Source organism: Mesorhizobium sp. M7A.F.Ca.CA.004.04.2.1 (assembly GCF_004022825.1).
Taxonomy (GTDB): Bacteria; Pseudomonadota; Alphaproteobacteria; order Rhizobiales; family Rhizobiaceae; genus Mesorhizobium.
Map to the genome: position 1 here is coordinate 1 of NZ_RZPH01001198.1, position 1,645 is coordinate 1,645.

Below are 1,645 nucleotides of genomic sequence, written 5' to 3' on the forward strand. Positions count from 1 at the left end.
AGGCAACAAGCCGCGCGGTGTTCGATCCGGCCAGCGGTGCGCCACGGACCTATGGCATCGTCGAACGGGAGGGGCTGTGCACCGGCGATCGGGTGGCAGGCCCGGTCATCATCGTCGAACGCGAGACGTCCACCGTCGTCACCACGAGCTTCGACGCCGTCATCCAGAGCGACGGCGCGATCCTTCTGATCCGCAAAGGCAGCCAGGCATGAGCGACATCAGTGAAATCCGCATGCAGGTCATGTGGAACCGGTTGATCTCGGTGGTCGAGGAGCAGGCCCTCACCTTGCTGCGCACGGCTTTCTCGACATCGGTGCGCGAATCCGGCGATCTGTCGGCAGGCGTGTTCGATCCCCGCGGCCAGATGCTGGCACAGGCGGTGACGGGAACGCCCGGCCATGTCAACACCATGGCCGAGGCGGTGCTGCATTTCATGAACGAAATCCCGCGCGAAACCATGTTCGAGGGTGACACCTACGTCACCAATGACCCCTGGTTGGGCACGGGCCACCTGCACGATATCACCATGGTGTCGCCGTCGTTCCTGAACGGCGAATTGGTTGCGTTCTTCGCCTGCACGGCACATGTGGTCGATGTCGGTGGGCGCGGCTTCGGCGCTGACGGCAAGTCGGTCTACGAGGAAGGCATCCAGATCCCGATCATGAAGTTCGCGGAGAAGGGCAAGGTCAATCTCGATCTCGTCAGGATCCTGCGCGCCAACGTCCGCGAGCCGAACCAGGTCGTCGGCGATTTCTATTCGCTCGCCGCCTGCAACGAAGTCGGCCACCGACGCCTCGTCGACATGATGAAGGAGATCGGCCTGGCATCGCTGGACGGGCTTGGCGAGTTCATCTTCTCGCGCACCCGCGACGCCTTGGTCGAACGCATCAAGGCGATGCCCAAAGGCAGCTGGTCGAACGCGCTGGTGACCGACGGCTACGACGAGCCGGTGAAACTCGCGGCGACGGTCACGGTTAGGGACGCCGGCGTCGAGGTCGATTTCACCGGTACCGACCCGATGAGCCGATGGGGCATCAACTGCCCGATCATCTACAGCAAGGCCTATGCCTGCTACGCGTTGAAATGCGTGGTGGCGCCCGATATTCCTAACAATGCCGCGTCGCTCGCCTTCTTCACCGTGTCGTCTCCGGTCAACATCCTGAACGCCGTGCGGCCGGCGCCGGTGGCGCTCAGGCACATCTTCGGCCACATGGTTCCCGATCTGGTGCTCGGCGCGATCGCCAAGGCGATGCCCGGCAAGATCCTTGCCGAGGGCGCCGGCGCACTGTGGAACATCCATATCTCGGTTCGGCCGGTCTCCGGCGGTTCGGGCCGCCGTGCCGAGGTGCTGATGTTCAATTCCGGCGGCATGGGCGCGCGCCCCGGTCTCGACGGACTGTCGGCGACGGCCTTCCCCTCCGGCGTCCATACGATGCCGATCGAGGCAACGGAGCACACCGGGCCGATCGTCATCTGGCGCAAGGAGCTGCGGCCCGATTCCGGCGGCGACGGCGAGTTCCGCGGCGGGCTCGGGCAGGTTATCGAAATCGAGGCGATCGAGGGCCATGAATTCGACTTCTCGGCCATGTTCGACCGCGTCAATCATCCCGCCCACGGGCGCAACGGCGGCGGGCCTGGAGTGGCC

Annotated in this window: 2 protein-coding genes; both read left to right on the top strand. The window is 64.8% G+C overall.

Translation table 11 applies throughout. The features are described from left to right. Positions 1 to 212 (top strand): hypothetical protein (locus EN893_RS32935; protein WP_164901346.1); only part of this gene is annotated, 212 nt, incomplete at its 5' end. Next, positions 209 to 1,645: hydantoinase B/oxoprolinase family protein (locus EN893_RS32940; protein WP_164901347.1), on the top strand; the 1,437-nt coding region annotated here is incomplete at its 3' end. The genes EN893_RS32935 and EN893_RS32940, both read left to right, overlap by 4 nt.